This window comes from Streptomyces sp. MGP-P1, from assembly GCF_057766565.1.
In genome coordinates this window covers 2,876,286-2,892,826 of record NZ_JBYMEM010000007.1, presented here as the reverse complement: position 1 = coordinate 2,892,826, position 16,541 = coordinate 2,876,286, and the positions used below count along the sequence as shown (strand labels likewise).

Below are 16,541 nucleotides of genomic sequence, written 5' to 3'. Positions count from 1 at the left end.
CACAACGGTCCGCCGGGGACGCCCGTTCCGCGCGCAAGGGGCCGGTGCCGGGGCCCCCGCCCGGTTAACGGGAGCGGGACAGCAGCGCCCCGCCCGCGTACTGCGCCGACTCGCCCAACTCCTCCTCGATCCGGATCAGCTGGTTGTACTTGGCCGTGCGGTCGGAGCGGGACAGCGAGCCGGTCTTGATCTGACCGCAGCCCGTCGCGACCGCCAGGTCCGCGATCGTGGTGTCCTCCGTCTCGCCGGAGCGGTGGGACATCACGGCGCTCCAGCCCGCACGACGCGCGGTGGCGACCGTGGCGAGGGCTTCGGTCAGGGTCCCGATCTGGTTGACCTTCACCAAAACCGAGTTGCCGACGCCTGTGCGGATCCCCTCGCGCACCTGCGCCTCGTCCGTGCAGAACACGTCGTCGCCGGTGAGCTGGCAGCGGTCGCCGACGCGGGTGGTCAGCTCGCGCCAGCCGTCCATGTCGTCCTCGGCCATCGGGTCCTCGATGGAGACGATCGGGTAGGAGTCGATCAGCCTGACCAGGTAGTCGACCTGTTCGGAGGGCGTGCGGCGCACGCCCTCGCCCGCGTACACGTACGAACCGTCGCGGAAGAACTCCGACGAGGCCGGGTCCATGATGAGGCCGATGTCCTCGCCGGGACGGTACCCAGTGCGTTCGACGGCGCTCATGACGAAGTCGAGCGCCTCCTCGGCCGTGCGCAGCGCGGGCGCGAAGCCTCCTTCGTCGCCGACGCCGGTGGCGTGTCCGGCGGCGAGCAGGTCACGTCGCAGGGTGTGGAAGATCTCGGAGCCCATGCGGACGGCTTCCGCGAAGGTCTTCGCGCCCACCGGCGCGATCATGAACTCCTGGAAGTCCAGCGGATTGTCCGCGTGCGCGCCGCCGTTGATGATGTTCATCATCGGCAGCGGGAGAAGGCGGGCGTCGGCGCCACCGAGATAGCGGTAGAGCGGCTGGCGGTGGGCCGCCGCGGCGGCTTTCGCGGCGGCGAGGGAGACCCCGAGGATCGCGTTCGCACCGAGCCGGGACTTGCCGGGCGTCCCGTCGAGCGCGACGAGCGCGGCGTCCAGGCCGGCCTGGTCGTCCGCGTCGCGGCCCACGGCCGCGGCGGCGATCTCGTCGTTGACGTGGGCGACCGCACGGTCGACGCCCTTGCCGTGCCACCGCCCGGCGTCGCCGTCGCGCAGTTCCAGGGCCTCCCGCGCGCCGGTGGACGCGCCGGAGGGGACCGCGGCGCGGCCGAGGGAGCCGTCGGCGAGGCGGACGTCGGCCTCGACGGTGGGGTTGCCTCGGCTGTCGATGATCCGGCGAGCGGTGACGGACTGGATGACGGTGGGCTCAACTGCCTTGGGGGCCATGCGAGGTCCTTCCGAAGTCACACGTCGCGGCACTCTTGCGACAACGCCGGCGCGAGCCGCGACGACGCAACTCTACAGCAAAGCTGTTCACCTGTGCTGTTCAGAATGGCTGCTTAGCATTGCTGTTCAGTTGTGCTGCCCAGTTACGCTGCTCAGTCGCGCTCCGCGGGCCATCCCCGCGGACCCGCTGCCGATCACGGGTTAAAGTGCCCTATGCCCACCCCGGAACCCGCCACCGTCGCCGCCGATCTGCGCGTCGCCATGGGCAAACTCGCGCGGCGCGTGAAGCAGGAGGACCGGATCCCGCACGGTCAGGTCGCCGTTCTGGGCGTCCTCGACCGGGACGGGGCCATGACCACCAGCGACCTCGCGGCGGACCAGCGCGTGCGCCCCCAGTCGATGGCCCGCGCGGTCGGGCTCCTCATGGACCAGGGCCTCGTGGTCCGCCGGGCGCACCCGACGGACGGCCGCAAGTCCCTCGTCGACCTCTCCGAGGTGGGGCGGGCGGCGCTGGAGGCGGAGCGCGACCGCCGTGCCGACTGGCTCGCCCGGGCCATCGACCTCGAACTCGACGAGGACGAGCAGGAGACGCTCGCGCGCGGCGCCGCCCTGATGGAACGGCTCGCCGCGTACTAGAAGCCGGTCTCGTAGCCCGGGCCCGCCGGCCGTCCCGGACGGCGGGGAAAGCGCGTTGCCGGGGGCGTACGGGTGTGTCAGGGTCGCCCGGTGAACGCTTCGCGATGTGACCTTCTGCGCCGCCAGTTCGATCTGACCTGGTCGCTGTTCGAGTACCACTTGGAGCGGCTCGACACCGAGGACTTCCTCTGGCAGCCGACGCCCTTGTGCTGGACGGTGCGCCTGCGGGCCGACGGCCGGTGGACGCCGGACTGGGCGGAGACGGAGCCCGACCCCGTTCCGGTGCCGACGATCGGCTGGCTCAGCTGGCACATCGGCTGGTGGTGGAGCACGACGATCGAGCACTCCCTGGGCCGCGAGCCCCGGGACCGCGAGGACGTCGCGTGGCCGGGCGACGCCGAGGGGGCGATCGGCTGGCTGCGTGAGCTCCGGGAGGCGTGGCTTGGCGTGCTGGACGGCCTTGACGACGCGGCTCTCGACGCCGCCGCTCCGTCTCCCTGGGAGCAGGGTCCGGACCACACCATGGCGCACATGGCCGCGTGGGTGAACGCCGAGCTGATGAAGAACGTCGCGGAGATCGGGCAGCTTCGGATGGTGCGCGCGGCCTCCTCCGGCTGACCGACGGCCTCCCGGGAGCGGATCGCCAACGCCCCTTCGGAGACGCTGGGTTAGGCTCACCTCATCCAGGGGGAGCCCAGCCTCGCCTCTTCCGCTCTCACAAGGAGACGCACATGCGTCCGGTGATCGACGAGAATCCGTTCGCCGCCTTCGGTCTCCCGGGCCGCCCGGGCAGCGACGCGTTCTGGGCGGCGGCTCGTACGCCCGCGTCGATCCCCGCCGACGGCGGGTGGCGGACCCTCTTCCTGTGGCGTGGTTCCGAGACGGCGCGAGGCGACGGGTCCGTGCTCGACTTCGAGAGCTGGTCGCCGCCCGTTCCGTTGCGCCGCTGGGGCGGTACGGATTGCTGGTACGCCGAAGTTCGGATGCCCGCGCGGCTGCGGGTGACCTACCGCGTCCTCGTCGGGGACGCGGCCCACGCCGACCCGTTCAACCCGGTCGGCGCCGGGGTGGACCGTTCCGTCGCCGCGACCCCGGACGCCCCCGCCCAGCCGCACTGGCCCTCTCTCGGCGTGGACGACGTGCTCCCCCTCCCCCGCACCCGGATCCGCTGGAGCAGCGACCGGCTCGGCGGACGGCGGACCGTGCGCGTCCACCCGGCGGGCGGAGGCGGTCCGGTGGTGCTGCTGCTCGACGGGGACGACTGGCTGTATCTGCACCCGGCCGTGACCGCGTTCGACGCGGCCGTCGCCGCGGGTGACGTGCCTCCGGTGACCCTCGTGTTCCTGCCGGCCAAGGACCGCGAGGCCGAGTTCGCCTGCCGCCCGGAGCTGTGGGAGGCGGTCCGGGACGAACTGCTGCCGCTGGTCGCCGAGTCCGGCGTGCCGGCCCGCCTGGACCGGCTGGTGGTCGCGGGGCAGAGCCTGGGCGGTCTGAGCGCGCTGTACGCGGCTCTGGAGTTCCCGGAGCTGGTCTCGCGGGTCGCCTGTCAGTCGGGGTCCTTCTGGTGGGCCCCCGGCGCGGAGGCGTTGCCGGATCCGCTGGGCGGGGCCCTCGGCGGAGCCGTCGCCGAGCGACTGCGCCGGGGCGCCGACCTGTCGGGGCTGCGGTGCGCGTTCGACGTGGGCGAGCACGAGCACACGATGCTGCCGCACTGCGAGCTGACCGAGAAGCTGACCGAGCGGGCCGGCGCGACGGTCCGGGTGTCGCGTTCGGCGTCCGGGCACGACCGGGCGGGCTGGCGGCACGCCCTGCTCAGGGACGTCGCCTGGGCCCTCGGCTGAGAGGTTCCCGGAGCGCGCGCGGGCGCACCCCGGGAAGCGCCGCCCGGTGGTTCACCTGGCCACGGCCCGGCAGTAGGCCTCGTCGCCGGCGAGGAGACCGCGGTGGGTGTCCTGCGCGGTGATGACGCCCTCGTCGAGGACGAGCACCCGGTCCGCGGCGTCCAGGAGCGCCGGACTGCTGGTGAGCACGAGCGTGGTCCGGCCCTTGCGCAGCTTCGCGACGTTGCGCGCGATGAGCTGTTCCGTCACCGCGTCGACGGCCGTCGTAGGATCGTGCAGGACCAGCACGTCGGTGTCGGCGGCCAACGCGCGTGCCAGGGCCAGCCGTTGCCGCTGGCCCCCGGAGAGGTTCGCGCCCCGGTCGCGGATCGCGTAGTCGAGCCCCTCGCGGTGGAGGGCGACGACATCGGTGAGCATGGAGGCTTCGACGGCCGCCTCGATCGTCCGGCCGGTGCCCGACGGGTCGATGTTCGTCCGGAGCGTGCCGGCGAAGATCTCCCCGTCGTAGGGATTCACCAGCAGGTGCTCGCGGACCGCCTTGATCGACAGGTCAGCGATCTTCCGGCCGCCGACCCGCACCACTCCCCCGTACGCGTGGGGGGCGACGTTCACCGAGAGGACGGCGGCCAGGTCGGCCGCCGCGCGCGGCTGGTATGCCGCGATCGCCACGAACTCTCCCGCCGAGACGGTGAAATCGACCCCCCGGAGGGTTCCGTGGCGCAGGCCGTCGACCTCCAGGTCTCCGCCGGGTTCCGGGCGCTCGGGACCCGGTGTCGTCACGGGTGGCGCGGTCAGCACCAGAGCCATGCGCTCGGCCGAGGCACGGGCGATCATCACGTACTTGGGCATCTCGGAGAACATCTTCAGCGGTTCCATGATGAACTGCGCGAGGCCCACGGCCATGACGAGTTCCCCGATGGTGATCCGGCCCTCGAAGGCCAGCCAGCCCGCCGTCAGCGAGACGGCCGCGGCGAGGACCGCGTTGAGGGCGAGCGCAGTGCCGGCGTAGACGCCGTTCACCCGGGCGACGGTGATCGCCTGGCGTTTCGCGTCCGTGCTGACCCTGCGGTAGGAGCCGAACGCGGCGTGGTTGCCGCCGAAGCCGTGGAGCGGGCGCAGCCCGATGATGAGGTCGGCGACCTTGGCGCCCGCCCGGGCCACCCGGGCCTGCTGTTCCTGCGTACTGGCTCCGATCCGCTTGGACATCACGGCCAGGACCGACAGGATCGTGACGGTCCCCACGATCACCAGCAGCCCCAGCCGGAGGTCCGCCAGGCTCAGGGCGACCGCGGCGACCGCGACGGCGACCAGGGAGCTGATCAGCAGGGGCACCACCTCGATGATGTCGGCGGTCTGGTCGGCGTCCTCGGTGGCGATGGTCAGGATCTCGCCGGACTTGAGGTCCACGTCCCTGGCCACCGGCTGGAGTCCGCAGGAGGCCACCCGTACCCGCCAGCGGTGTGCCTCGGTGGTGTTGGCCTTCTGCAGCACGCGCATGCCGAACCGCCACGACAGGGACACCGTCGTGATGATCACGGCCAGCGAGCCGATCGAGACGCCGAGCGAGCCGAGGCTGCGGTCCTGCATCGTGTGCTCGACGATCAGTCCGAGAGCGATGGGGAACGCGGTCTCGGCGGCCTGGTACAGGCCCATGAGTGCGGTGCCCGCGACCATGGCGCCGATGTTGCGGCGCAGCGCCGTCCGCAGGATGGCGGCCCCGGGGCGGGGGCGCTCGGTGTCAGGAGTTTTCATCGGTTCAGGAGTTCTCATCGAGGTGGCGGGCGATCGCTTCCGGGGTTCGCAGGGTGAACAGGTGGCGCATGGTGATGACAGGACCGTACTCGCGGCGGAGGAGCCCGATCAGCCGCACCGCCAGCATGGAGTGCCCCCCGAGGGAGACGAAGTCGCCGACCGCGCTGACCTCGTCGTCGTCGAGGTCGAGCGCCTCGGCGAAGAACTCGCAGACGGTGCTCTCCGTCACGGTCTCCGGGCCGCGCTCCTCCCCCGTGGTCAGCGCGCCCAGCGGCCTGGCCTCCGGCAGCGCCTTGGCGTCGGCCTTCCCGTTCACCGTGAGCGGGATGCCGTCCACCTGGGCGAAGTGCGTGGGGCGCAGGAAGTCGGGCAGCCCGGCGCCCACCTCGGCGGCGACCCGCGCCAGGTCCGCGGTGTCGGCGAGGACCAGATAGGCGGCCAGCCGGTGGGCGCCGTCCACCTGTGGGTCGGGCTGGGCGAGGGCCGCGACGAAGCGGACCGCCGGATGGGCCGCGAACGCGGCCTCGACCTCGCCGAGTTCGACCCGGTGGCCGCGGATCTTGACTTGCTGGTCGGTGCGGCCCAGGTAGGAGATGTTCCCGTCGGGCCGCAGGATCACCAGGTCCCCGGTGCGGTACATGCGCTCCCCGGGGCTGCCGAAGGGGCAGGCGACGAAGCGGTGTGCGGTCTGGGCGCTCTGCCCCAGGTAGCCGCGTGCGATGCCGATGCCCGCCACGTACAGCTCGCCGGGCACTCCGGCGGGCAACGGGCGCAGCCACGGGTCGAGGACGTAGACGTCGGTGTTGTCGATGGCCACGCCGACCACCGGGTCCTGGCATTCGAAGGTGCCGACGCCGAGGGTGTTGATGGTGTATTCGGTGGGCCCGTACAGGTTGTAGCCGACCGTGCCCTCGGTCTCCGCGAGCCGTTGCCACAGCGTCGGGGAGACGGCCTCACCGCCCAGCAGCACCAGTGCGGGCCGCCTCTGCGGGTCCTCCAGCAGCCCCTCGGCGACCAACTGCTGGGCGTAGGTGGGGGTCACGTTGACGACGTCGATGCCGTGCTCGACGCAGTACGCGACCAGTCGGGGGGCGTCGCGACGCAACTCCTCGTCACAGATGTGGACTTCATGGCCGTCGGCGAGCCACAGCAGCTCCTCCCACGACATGTCGAACGCGAAGGACACGGTGTGCGCGATCCGGAAGACCCGGTGACCGTGTTCGGCGAGGACGGGCTCGAAGATCCGGCGCTGATGGTTGATCAGCATGTTGGTGAGGCCCGCGTATTCGGTCACGACGCCCTTGGGCTTCCCGGTCGAGCCGGAGGTGTAGATCGTGTACGCGGGGTGGCGCAGCCGGTCGGGGTCGTCCGGCGCGAACGTCGTGTACGGCTCGGCCTGAGGCAACGGGCGGTCCAGTTTGATCAGTTCGCCGTTCAGCCGGGGCGCCACCGCGCTCACGGTGAGGATCACCTCGGGGCGGGCGTCCTCGACGATGGCCGCGATCCGCTCGTCCGGGTGGTCCAGCTCCAGGGGCACGTACGCGGCCCCGACGCGCAACACCGCGAACAGCGCCGCGATCCAGTCGAGGGAGCGCGGGATCGCCAGGCCCACGGTCGTCTCGGGCCCGATACCTCGCCGGGCGAGGACGCCGGCCACGGCCCGGCTGCGCTCGCGCAGTTCGGCGAAGGTCATCGTGGCGCCGTCGGCGACGAGCGCGATGCGCCCCGGATCGCGCTCGGCCGCCTGGTCGAAGCGGTCGACGACGGTGTCCGTGCCGACCTCGGTGCGCCCGGCGGGTATGGGGTCCGGGCCCAGGCCGCGCAGCGCGCCCGTCGGCCCCTCGGCCCGCGCGACGTCCTCCAGGACGCGCAGGTAGTCCTCCAGGAGACGGCGGGCGCTGTCGGTATCTCCGTGGCGGTGCTCCAGCTTGACCGTGAGCCGGTCGCCGGGTGTGACAACCCAGGTGTACGGGTAGTGCGTGGAGTCGTCCGCCCGGACGGAGGTGATGCCGTGGCGGGTGTTCATCTCCGCGAAGGCGTCCGGGTCCAGGAAGTTCTGGAGTACGAACAGGTTGTCGAACAGGGTGTCGTGCCCACCGGCCCGCTGGATCTCGCCGAGCCCCAGGTGCTCGTGGTCCATCGCCGCCACGCGCGCCGCCTGCACGGACGAGAGGTACGCGTCGACCGTCTCCTCGGGCCGGGCCCGGGTCCACAGGGGGACGGTGTTGAGCAGGACTCCGACGATGTCGCCGTGTCCCTCGCCCTCGCGGCCCGAGACGGCCACGCCGAAGACCGCGTCGCCGCGGCCCGTACGGGCTCCGAGCAGGAGGCCGAAGGCGCCGGTCAGCACCGAGTTGAGTGTGACGCTCCGGGTCCGCGCCGTTTCGCGCAGCAGCTCCGACAGCTCGGCGGACAGGGTGTGCACGAGCGGTCGCGGCAGCTCCTCGATGAGGTCCGGGGCCGGTCCGGCGAGCAGCGTCGGTCCCGGCAGGCCCGCCAGGTGCTCGGCCCAGAAGCGCTCGGAAACGGCCTGGTCCTTCGCGGCGAGTGTCCGGGCGTACTCCTCGAAGCCCGGCACGGCCGGCGTCGTGTCCCACGGCCGGCCCGCCACCACGGCCTCGTACGCGTCGAACAGGTCGCGCAGCAGGATCTCGCGGGACCAGCCGTCCCAGAGCAGCAGGTGGTAGCTGAGCAGCAGGCCGTCGCGGCCGTCGGGCATCCTGACGACGGTCAGTCGGACGAGCGGCGGCTCGCCGGGGTCGAAGCCCTGCTCGCGGTCCCGCGTACGCAGGGCCTCGACCTCGTCCTCCGTTGTCAGCGCGAGGGTGCGGACGGCGACCCGCCGTCCGGCCTTGAGGACCTGGACGGGGCTTCCGTCGTCGTCGGTGGTGAAACCCGCGCCGACGACGGGGTGGCGCGTGATCACGTACGCCATCGCCTCGGCCAGCGCGTCGGTGTCCAGGCGCCGGTCGAAGGCGAAGTAGCTCTGCGCGACGTAGTGCCCCGCCGGGCCCGCCAGTTGGGCCTGGAAGAACAGGCCTCGCTGGAGCGGGGTGACCGGTGCGGTGCGCTCGGCCCTCTCGGTGGCGTTCCCGATCTGTTCCAGGGCGGCGAGCCAGTGGTCGGTGATCGCGTCGGGTATGCCCTCGGCGAGGGTGAAGGCCGCGTGGAGGGAGCCGGTGGTGTCATCGGTCCAGGCGTTGACCTCGACGGCGTACGGGCTGTTCCGGTCGCCCGTGGTGATCGGCAGGGCGTCCGACTCGCCGCCCCGGCCGAGGTAGTTGAACAGGACCTGCGGTTGGGCCGTGAGCAGGGGGGCCGTCTGCGGATTGAGGTACCTGAGGCGGCCGTAGGCGACGTGCCCGTCCTCGTCCGGCTGGCGTTCGGCGATCTCGCGCGCCGAGGCGACGGGGTCGGTGTGGGCGGTGAGGCGTAGGGGGGCGATGGAGGTGAACCAGCCGACCGTACGGGAGTAGTCGTGGTGCTCCGCGGCCGGGACCCGGCCGTGTCGCTCCAGCTCGACGGCGAGGTCGGTGGGCGCGGCCTGGATCCGGGTCAGCGCGGTGCGCAGGGCTCCGCCCAGCAGCTCGGTGAGTCCGAGCCCGAGCGCGCCGGGTGCGCCGCGGGTCACCCGGTCGCTCGCTCCGGGCGGGAGGACGGCCGTCCTGTCGCGGTGGCCCTGGACGGTGCGCAGCAGGGCCGGGGCCCGGAGGGTGGTGATCCAGTGGCCGGGGTCGTCGGTCTGCTCGGCGGTCCGCACGGTGAGCGCTTCGGCGTAGGAGGCGTAGGAGGTGGTCGGCTCCGGCAGGGCCGCCCCGGTGAGGGCGGTGGCCAGGTCGTCGAGGAGGATCAGCCAGGACACCGTGTCCACGGCGATGTGGTGGACGGTGACGACCAGGGTGCGGCTCGCCGCGAGCCAGGAGAACGCGACGACATCCCCGGTCTCCGGGTCGAGCCGCCCGGCGGCCTCGTTCGCCGCGGTCGTGGCGTCGGGAGCGTCCGGGGTGCCGACGGCCGTCTCGCGGGCGGGTTCGGTGCGCAGGGCCCACACGCCGTGCTCGACGCGCAGGCGCAGGCGCAGGGCCGGGTGTGCGGCGACGAGGGCGTTCGCCGCGCGGCGGATGTCGTCGAGGCGGGTGCCTTCGGGGACGGTCACCGACCGGGCCTGGGCGAAGCCGCGGAGCGACCCGGCCAGCTCCCGCCGGCGCAGGATGATCGGGGTGAGCGGAAGCGGTCCGTCCGCGCGGCGGGACGTGGGCGCCTGCATGGCCCGCGGGGTGCGCTCGGCCAGGTGGCCGGCGAGGGCGCGGGGCGTCCTGAAGAGGAAGACGTCCCGGGGTGCGATCGCCAGACCGAGCGCCCGGGCCCTGTTGATCACGGTGATGGCGACGATGCTGTCGCCCCCGGCGCCGAAGAAGTCGGTGTCGGCGTCCACGGTGGCGCCCGGGAGCGTCTCGGCGAAGATGCCGGTCAGCGTGGTGAGCGCGGAGTCGCCGGTGGGCTGCGGGATCCCCTGTGGCGGGTCGGTGTGCTGGGCGGCCCGTTCGGTCAGCGCCTTGCGGTCCAGCTTGCCGTTGACGGTCAGCGGCAGGGCGTCCACCGGCAGCACCCGGCCCGGCACCATGTGCGCGGGCAGTTTGGCGGCGAGCAGGCCGATGAGGTCCGCGGGCGGCTCGCCGACGACATGGGCGACCAGATGGTCGCCGTCGTCCGCCACGGTGACGGCCACGTCGACGACGCCGTCACATTCCCGGATCGCGCTCTCCACTTCGCCCGGCTCGATCCGGAACCCCTTCACCTGCACCTGGTCGTCGGCGCGTCCGGCGAACTCCAGCTCACCGTCGAGGGTCCGGCGGGCCAGGTCGCCCGTGTGGTACATGCGGGAGCCGTCGGAGGCGAACGGGTTCGCCACGAACCGCGCGGCGGTGAGCCCGGGGCGCCCCAGATAGCCGAGGGACACCTGGTCGCCCGCGACGTAGATGGCGCCGACCCGGCCCGGCGGCACCGGCCGCAGCCGGTCGTCCAGGAGATGGGTGGCCAGTCCGGGGATCGGCGCGCCGATGGGACCGGCGTCGGCGCCCCGGGCGAAGTCCTCGTCCGTCAGGACCCGATGGGTGACGTGGACGGTGGTCTCGGTGATCCCGTACATGTTGACCAGCTCGGGCGAGCCCGTACCGTGCCGCTCCACCCATCCGCGCAGCCGCCCGAGGTCGAGCGCCTCGCCGCCGAAGATGACGCGGCGCAGCGCCGTGACCGGCTCCTGCGCGTGCAGGTCGGCCTCGATGAACCGGTGGAAGGCGGACGGGGTCTGGTTGAGCACGGTCACGCCGCGTTGCCGGACGAGCCGGTGGAAGTCGACCGGCGAGCGGGTCAGCGCGTACTCCGGGACAAGCAGTTCGCCGCCGTGCACGAGAGTGCCCCACAGCTCCCAGACGGCGAAGTCGAAGGAGAAGGAGTGGAACTGGACGCCTACGTCGTCCGGTCCGAAGCCCACGTCCGCGGCCGTGTTGGCGAGGAGCGTCGTCACCGCGGAGTGCGGGACGACGACGCCCTTGGGCCGCCCGGTCGAGCCGGAGGTGTAGATGACATACGCGGGGTCCCGGGGAGCGACGGCCGGGAGGTCGGTGTCCAGGGGGTGTTCGTCGCCCTGGACGAGCACCCGGGCCCGCACGCCCGCCCGGTCCAGCAACCCGGTGAAGCGGCCCTGCTGCTCCCGGTCCACGAGGACGACCTGCGGGGCGGCGTCGGCGAGGATGTACTGAAGCCGCTCGTCCGGATAGGCCAGGTCCAGCGGTACGTAGGCGCCTCCGGCGGTGACGACGGCGACCAGGGCGACGACCTGCTCCAGCGATCGCGGGACGGCGACGGCGACGCGGTGCCCCGGCCCGACCCCGGCCGCGCGCAGGGCGGCGGCCAACTCGTTCTTGGCGTAGGCGAGTTCGCCGTAGGTGAGGGAGCGGGTGGCGCCGTCCAGCGCGCACTGGGTGACGGCGGTGGCCGCAGGGTCTTGGAGCGCGGCGGCGTCGAACATCTCGACCAGGGTCGTCGACGTCTCGCGTGCCGGGACGCTGCCGGGCGTGACGGCCAGCAGGTCGACCGGGTCGTCCGGGCGGCCGAGCAGTCCGGTGAGGTTCCGGGTGAACGTGTCGAGGATCGCCCCGGCGCCTTCGGGGCGCAGGAGGTCTCCGTCGTAGATCAGGTTGAAGCGCGAGCGGCCGTCCTGCGCGCGTTCCACGACGAGCGTCAACGGGTAGTGCGGTGCGCCCTCGTTGACGATGTCGGCGATGGTGAGGGTGTCGTCCGGTCGGCGCAGGGCGGCCACGTCGGTCGCGATGTCGAAGACGACCAGGGTGTCGAAGAGCGAGCCCGTGCCGTGCAGCCGGCCGATCCGCGCGAGGGAGACGTGCTGGTGTGCCAGGACCGCGCCCTGGTGGCGTTTCACGGCGTCGAGGAGGTCGTACGCCGTGTCGTTCGCTGTCCAACGGGCCCGCACGGGAATGGTGTTGATGAAGAGGCCGACCATGTCCCGGATGCCGGGCAGCTCGGCGTCACGTCCGGAGACGGTGGAGCCGAAGACGACGTCCCTGCTGTGCAGGATGGGTCCGAGGGTCGCCGCCCAGGCGCTGTGCACGGCCACGCTCAGGGGCATCCCGGCCGAGCGTGCGGCCGCGTCGATGTCGTCGGCGGGTTCGGCCGAGACGTCGGCGAACCGCGGGGAGGGGGTGTGCCCCTCGGCGACCAGGGAGGGGCCCGGCAGTCCGGCGAGCTCCTCGCGCCACACCCGGTCGCTCTCGCCCTGGTCGCGTGCGGAGAGCCAGTCGACGTAGTCGCGGTAGCCGCCGATCGGGTACACCGATCCCGGTGCGTGGTACTCGGCCAGCAGGGTGCGGAGCATCGGCGGCACCGACCAGCCGTCGGCGATGATGTGGTGCACGGTCTGCACCAGGACGGGGCGCCGGGCGCCGGCTCGGATGAGCGTGTACCGCATCAGCGGCCCGTGGGCGAGGTCGAACCCGTTCCCGCGGTCCTGCTCGGCGAGGTCGCGGATCTCCTCGTCGGTGAGGGCGGGGCGGTCCAGGGTGACGAAGGGTGCGGTCCTGCCACGCTCGACGACGGAGACGACCCTGCCGTCGGCGAGGTCCGTGAAGCGGGCTGCCAGGTTGGGATAGAGGGTGAGCAGCCGGGTGGCGGCCGCGGCGAGGCGGTCGGCGTCCACGTCGCCGTCCAGGGTCAGCACCTGCTGCTCGACGTAGGCGCCCGTGGTGTCGTCGTCGTAGACGGTGTGGAAGTAGAAGCCCTCCTGCAAGGGGGTCAGCGGCAGGATGTCGAGGAGCGCCGGGCCGTCCAGTGCGTCGACGTCGGCCTGGGTCAGGGGCACCAGCGGGAAGTCGCTGGGCGTGTGGCCGCCGTCGTCGAGCGCGGCGAGCGAGGTGAGGGCGGAGCGGAAGTGGTCGCCGAGGGCGGTGATGTCCTCCTCGGTGAAGACGCCGTCGGGCCAGGAGATGGTGGTGACCAGTTCGTACGCGCCGTCGGCGTCGGGCTCGGCGATCGCGTTGAACTCCAGGGCGCGCGGCAGCTGCATCGACGGGTCGCGCTTCTCACCCAACTGGCCGGTCGTGTGGCTGAGTTGCCAGTCACCGGCGGTGCCGGCGTCGAAACGTCCCAGGTAGTTGAAGAGGACCTGGGGCGCGGGGCCGGTCGGCCCGTCTCCGGCCAGATGGCGCAGGGCGCCGTAGGAGATTCCGTTGCTCGGTACGCGGGCGAGGTCCTCCTTGACCGCCTTGAGGGCGGCGGCGAGGTAGGCGGGCGCGGTGGGATCGGGCGCCGTTCCGGGATCCACGACGACCGGGAACAGGGTGGTGAACCAGCCGACGGTACGCGACAGTTCGGGGTCGAACCCGGCTGCGGCCGCGACGAAGCGTCCCTCGCGCCCGTGCCCTTCCAGCTCGATGTGGGCGAACGTCTGGTCCTGCCCCCGGTCATGGCGCAGGCGGGCGAGGGCGACGGCGAGGGCGGTCAGCAGGACGTCGTTGACTCCGGCGTGGAACTTGGCGGGGATCTCGCCCAGCAGTGCGGCCGTGGTCCCGGGCCCGACGGAGACGGTTCGGGTCCGCTCCCGTTCCACGGTGTCGGCCGCGGTGAGCGCACGCCTGCCGAGGGGCGCGTCGGCGGCTGGCAGCTGCCTGGCGTAGTGCCCGCGGTCGGTGTCGAACGACGCGCGGCCCAGCAGCTGGGTCCAGCGCCGGAAGGAGGTGCCGACCGGGGGCAGGTCGACGGGGGCGCCGGTGGAGTGCTGACGCCAGGCCGTGGCCAGGTCGTCCATGAGGATGCGCCAGGACACGCCGTCGATCACCACGTGGTGGGCGACCAGTACGAGTTGGCGTGCCTCGCGGCGCCAGACGGCGCGGAGCATGACGCCGTTGTCCGGGTCGAGCGCGTCGGTGGCGAGGGCGACGCACTCCGCGGGCGGGGCGTCGCTCTCCTCCCAGCAGGGTGCGCTCTTCCCGGCCGGCGGGATGTCGAAGCCCCAGCGCTCGCCGCGTACGAGCTTGGCGCGGAGCATGTCGTGCCGGGTGAGCACCGCGTCGAGCAGGTCGTCGAGGGCGTCGGCGGTCAGCTCCGCCGGGGTGGTGAGGACGACCGACTGCACGAAGCCGTCGATCGCGTCCGTGGTCTCGCCCAGCCACTGCACGATGGGCGAACCGACGACGGTGCCGGTCGCGACGTCACCGTGGTCGACGGCGGCGAGCGACTCGGCGCTCGCCACGGCCGCCAGCGCCCCGACGACGGTGTTGGTGAAGATCTGCCGGGCGCTCACGTGGAGGCCGGCCTCGCGCAGGGCGCTGAGGAGGGAGATCGCCAGGATGCTGTCGCCGCCGAGCTGGAAGAAGTCGTCGTCCGCGCCGACGCGGTCCAGCCGCAGCACCCGCGCGACCGCCTCGCAGACCAGGCGCTCGTTCTCGGTGGCGGGCGCCACGGGGGCTCCGGCGCCCACGACGGGTTCCGGGAGCGCCTTCCGGTCGAGCTTGCCGTTCGCGGTGAGCGGGAACTCCGTCAGTACGACGAGGTGGGCGGGCACCATGTACTCGACCATGTTGGCCGTGGCCCACTCCTTGACTTCGTCCGCGCCCAGGTCCTGATGGCCGCCGGACGGGATGACGTATCCGATCAGGTAGGTGCCGCCCACCGTGTTCTTCCTCGCGACGACACAGGTGTGCCGTACGCCGGGGTGTTCGGCGAGGGAGGCCTCGACGTCCTCGATCTCCAGCCGCATGCCGCGGATCTTGACCTGGTTGTCGGCGCGGCCCAGGAAGTCCAGCGAACCGTCGGGGGCGTACCGCGCCAGGTCGCCCGTCCGGTACAACCGGGAACCGTCCGAGGCGAAGGGGTTGGCCACGAAGCGGGAGGCGGTGAGGCCCGGCGCGCCCACATATCCGCGTCCCAGGAGGAGTCCTCCGACGTACAGCTCGCCGCCGACGCCGACCGGCACGGGCCGCAGCTCGTCGTCGAGCACGTAGAGCTGGGTGTTGGGGTTGGCCCTGCCGATGGAGGTCGACAGCCGTTCCGCGGCTCCCCGGTAGATGACGTGGGAGACGCCGATGGTCGTCTCGGCGGGGCCGTAGCCGTGGTAGAGGGGGATGTCGAGGCGGTCGCGGAACCGCTCGTACAGCTCCGGGGTGAGGACCTCGCCGCCGCACCAGACGTGCCGCAGGCAGTCGAGGCGGCCGGAGTCGCCCGCGATCTCCAGGAGGACGTCCAGCATGGACGAGACCAGGTAGGTGAAGGTGACGCGCTGCTCGGCGATGACGGCGAGCAGGTGGTGCGGGTCGCGTTCGCCGCCGGGCCGCAGGATCACGAGACGGCCGCCGGTGACCAGCGGCAGGAATATCTCGTTGACGGAGATGTCGAAGGAGAGCGGGGCCTTGAAGAGCGACGCGTCGTCGTGGCCGAAGTGAAGGATCTCGGCGGACTGCCACAACAGGCGTTCGCTGATCGCCTCGTGTCGGATCATGGCGCCCTTGGGCCGTCCGGTGGAGCCGGACGTGAAGATCACATAGGCCAGGGAGGCCCCGGGGACGCTCACGTCGGGCGCGTCCCCGGGGTGGGCACCGTACTTCCAGTCGCCGAGGTCGACGGAGACGGCGTCCGGTTCCCCCGCGTCGGCCTTGCCCGTGGAGTTGAGCTGCAGTACGACCGTGGCGTCCTCGACGACGACGTTCCTGCGGGTGGCGGGCCACTGGGGGTCGAGGGGGACGAACGCGCCTCGGGCCCGGAGCACGGCGAGGAGGCCGACGACCATCTCCGCGGAGCGGCCGAGCGAGATTCCGACGACCTGTTCGGCGCCGAGGCCCCGTTCGATCAGGTGGTGCGCCAACTGGGCGGACAGCCGCTCCGCTTCGCGGTACGTCAGCGACCGGTGCTCGTCGACGATCGCGACGGCGTCCGGTCTCAGGCGCGCCTGCTCGCGGAACATCTCCATGAGGGTCGGGCAGACCCGGTCCGCCCGGGTGTCGTTCCACCGGGCCAGTTCCTCGGCCCGGGCACGGGGACCGGACGGGCCCATGGTGCCGAGGGGCCGGTCGGGGAAGTCGGCCAGGTCGTCGAGGACCTGCTGGGCCTCGGCCGGGTCGATCCCGGCCGGCACGGCGACGACGCGACACTCGGCATCGGCCGGTCGACCGCCGGCTCCGCCGGTTCCGCCGGTTCCATCGGTTCCGCCGTGGAGCCGTCCGAGGACGTCGGGGAAGGGCGTGGCGGGTGTCAGCTCCATGCCGTCCGGGGCGGTGCCGGTCGCCCAGTACGCGAGGGCGACGGTGCACGCCTCGACGATGGTCCGGTCGCTGTAGTCGCCGAGCCGTCGGCGTACGGCGGCCAGCCGAGTGGGGGAAAGCTCCAGGCGGGAACCGTTCGGTTCGGACATCGAAGTCTCAGCACCCTTCCGA

General features: G+C 72.5%; 6 protein-coding genes. 3 read left to right on the top strand and 3 right to left on the bottom strand.

The genetic code is table 11. From position 1 onward, the window contains the following. Window positions 1-64: 64 nt before the first annotated feature. Window positions 65-1,369 carry a phosphopyruvate hydratase gene (eno, locus tag AC3CH1_RS34615; protein WP_488466491.1) on the bottom strand — a complete coding sequence of 435 codons (1,305 nt, stop codon included), beginning with the start codon at window positions 1,367-1,369 and terminating at the stop codon, window positions 65-67. Window positions 1,370-1,582: 213 nt separating this feature from the next. Here eno and AC3CH1_RS34610 point away from each other — a divergent pair, with 213 nt between their 5' ends. The 3 genes from AC3CH1_RS34610 (at window position 1,583) to AC3CH1_RS34600 (ending at window position 3,846) form a co-directional block, all read left to right on the top strand. Further along, on the top strand, window positions 1,583-2,005 hold the full coding sequence (locus AC3CH1_RS34610; protein WP_018956551.1) for a MarR family winged helix-turn-helix transcriptional regulator: 423 nt from the start codon (window positions 1,583-1,585) through the stop codon (window positions 2,003-2,005). A gap of 90 nt (window positions 2,006-2,095) precedes the next feature. After that, a complete protein-coding gene (locus AC3CH1_RS34605) occupies window positions 2,096-2,623 on the top strand; it encodes a DinB family protein (RefSeq protein ID WP_488466490.1) in 528 nt (175 codons plus the stop codon). Window positions 2,624-2,736: 113 nt separating this feature from the next. After that, complete coding sequence (locus AC3CH1_RS34600) at window positions 2,737-3,846, top strand: alpha/beta hydrolase-fold protein (protein WP_488466489.1); 1,110 nt, start codon at window positions 2,737-2,739, stop codon at window positions 3,844-3,846. A gap of 51 nt (window positions 3,847-3,897) precedes the next feature. Here the strand turns inward: AC3CH1_RS34600 and AC3CH1_RS34595 are convergent, their stop codons facing one another. Together AC3CH1_RS34595 and AC3CH1_RS34590 are read right to left on the bottom strand one after the other, a co-directional pair. After that, on the bottom strand, window positions 3,898-5,598 hold the full coding sequence (locus AC3CH1_RS34595; RefSeq protein ID WP_488466488.1) for an ABC transporter transmembrane domain-containing protein: 1,701 nt from the start codon (window positions 5,596-5,598) through the stop codon (window positions 3,898-3,900). Window positions 5,599-5,602: 4 nt separating this feature from the next. Then, window positions 5,603-16,519: an amino acid adenylation domain-containing protein gene (locus AC3CH1_RS34590; RefSeq protein ID WP_488466487.1), complete on the bottom strand. Its 10,917-nt coding sequence runs from the start codon at window positions 16,517-16,519 to the stop codon at window positions 5,603-5,605. Window positions 16,520-16,541: the final 22 nt, after the last annotated feature.

Bases quoted from the DNA above. Each gene is read 5' to 3' on its own strand.
- AC3CH1_RS34610 (WP_018956551.1), top strand. From the start codon at position 1,583: ATGCCCACCCCGGAACCCGCCACCGTCGCCGCCGATCTGCGCGTCGCC.
- AC3CH1_RS34590 (WP_488466487.1), bottom strand. From the start codon at position 16,519: ATGTCCGAACCGAACGGTTCCCGCCTGGAGCTTTCCCCCACTCGGCTG.
- AC3CH1_RS34595 (WP_488466488.1), bottom strand. From the start codon at position 5,598: ATGAAAACTCCTGACACCGAGCGCCCCCGCCCCGGGGCCGCCATCCTG.
- AC3CH1_RS34600 (WP_488466489.1), top strand. From the start codon at position 2,737: ATGCGTCCGGTGATCGACGAGAATCCGTTCGCCGCCTTCGGTCTCCCG.
- eno (WP_488466491.1), bottom strand. From the start codon at position 1,369: ATGGCCCCCAAGGCAGTTGAGCCCACCGTCATCCAGTCCGTCACCGCT.